Annotated in this window: 1 protein-coding gene; it reads left to right on the top strand. The window is 68.4% G+C overall.

Features of this window, described 5'->3' with window-relative positions; genetic code table 11:
• Positions 1-1,305 precede the first annotated feature (1,305 nt).
• Positions 1,306-1,892: tetratricopeptide repeat protein (locus ABZ934_RS30615; protein WP_361319324.1), on the top strand; the 587-nt coding region annotated here is incomplete at its 3' end.

Here is a 1,892-nt window from a genome sequence, read left to right as displayed (position 1 = left end):
CGAACGACGCGCCGATCTCCACCAGGGACTGCTCGAACTGGCCTGCAGCCTCATATGCCTCCGCCGCCTGCGAACCTCATTTTGAAACGATCAGTTAGGGCGGTAGGTTGTGATGCCGTTGTCATTTCGGTCACCATTCCGCATCCGCAGTCGACCGGTCACTCGTGTACGCCACCCACTTGAGGTGGGGTCAGCCCCAGGGAGCTGGAGCGGGTATCCCTACGGTTTCTCGTACTTGGGGCCAGCCAAGGTGAGGCCGAAAGCCACAACGCCGCGGTCGGGGTCTCCGAGGTATCGGAGACCGTCACCCGTTCGGTTCGAGGTCGTTGGAGACTGGCCCACTGGGTGTTCCAGCATGGTCCCGGGACGGCGCGGCCAGGGTGGGGGCGGGAATCGTCCCGGCCGCAGCGCTCGGCGCTGGTCGGATAGCCACCGGCCGAGCGGGTGGGGCCCTCGCGGTGCTCGTGGGGCACGTTCGGAGTTCCTCTCGCCGGCGGTAGGCGGCTGCGGCCCGGTGTCCGGCCAGCCAGTTCTCGTGCTCCGGCCCGACCAGGTTGTAGCGGACGAACTACGTGATGAGGACGGGATCGCGGTGGGCGCCGAACCGCGGCGGGGGCCGCCTCTCTTCCTCGCCTTACCTCGGGCGGATCGCCAACAGCGTCGATGGCGCGTAGGAACGCGAGCGGTTTTCCACCGTAATGCCGGCGCGGCTTCCGACCAGCACCGGGGACGGTTCACCCGCAGGACGGCCCCGCTGTAGCGGCATGACGTCCGTACGTGGATCGCGGACCGCCGGTTGATCGAGGACAGGACGTCGGCGAGCTCGGGGCTTACCAGTACCAGGGTGGTGGCTGGTCTCCAGCATCTCCTCGATGCGGGCGCCGGTGTGGCGCAAGAACTCCACCGCTGCCCAGGCACAGAAGGCGCGGTGTTCGGCGAGGTCGAAGTGCAGGAGCGTCGCGGCCGCGTCCCGGGCACCGGCGCCGCCGTTCTTGGCGCCGAGACCTACGCCGCAGCGTTCGGCTCCCCGCTCTGTGTGATGGGAGCGACTGTCGCAGAGTGTGCGCGTGCACGCTGCGCCGGGCCCGGGACGGCCGGCTGCCTACCCGGCGCACCGTGGTGGTCCTCGCCCGGGACGTCGGCGCCGGCGAGGAGGCGGCCGGGCAGTTGTGGCAGGCCGCGTCCGCCAGACAGGCGAAAGCGCCATTCGGTTGGATGACAGCGGCCTCGGACCGGTTGCGGTCGTCCGCGTTTGGCTGATTGCTGGGGGTGTCGTCATGAACGGCGCGACTCCAGGGAGACAGCATGAGCTACCAGCAGGATTTGATAATTTGTCGTGAACTGGGCGAACGTCATGGCGAGAGCCGGGCGCTAAACAGCCTCGGCGTCGCCCTGCAGCAGGTGCAGCGGTTCGACGAGGCCATCGACGCCCACCAGCAGGACCTCGTCACATGCCGCGAGCTGGGCGAGCGCCATGCCGAAGGGCAGGCCCTGAACAACCTCGGTACGGCCCTGCAGCAGGTGCAGCGGTTCGACGAGGCCATCGACGCACATCAGCAAGCCGCCGCCCGGTTCACCGAGCTGGGTGACCATCACCGCGAGGGGCAGGCCCTGAACAATCTGGGTACGGCCCTGCAGCAGGTGCGGCGGTTCGAGGAGGCCATCGACGCACATCAGCAGGCCGCCGCCCGGTTCACCGAGCTGGGTGACCATCACCGCGAGGGGCAGGCCCTGAACAATCTGGGTACGGCTTTGCAGCAGGTGCGGCGGTTCGAGGAGGCCATCGACGCACATCAGCAGGCCGCCGCCCGTTTTGCCGAGCTGGGTGACCATGACGGTGAGGGCCGGGCCCTGAACAATCTGGGTACGGCTTTGCAGCAGGTGCGGCGGGT

The organism is Streptomyces sp. NPDC046557, from assembly GCF_040645975.1.
Classification (GTDB): domain Bacteria; phylum Actinomycetota; class Actinomycetes; order Streptomycetales; family Streptomycetaceae; genus Streptomyces.
The sequence above is the reverse complement of the archived record's forward strand: the minus strand, read 5'-3'. Positions and strand labels throughout refer to the sequence as shown.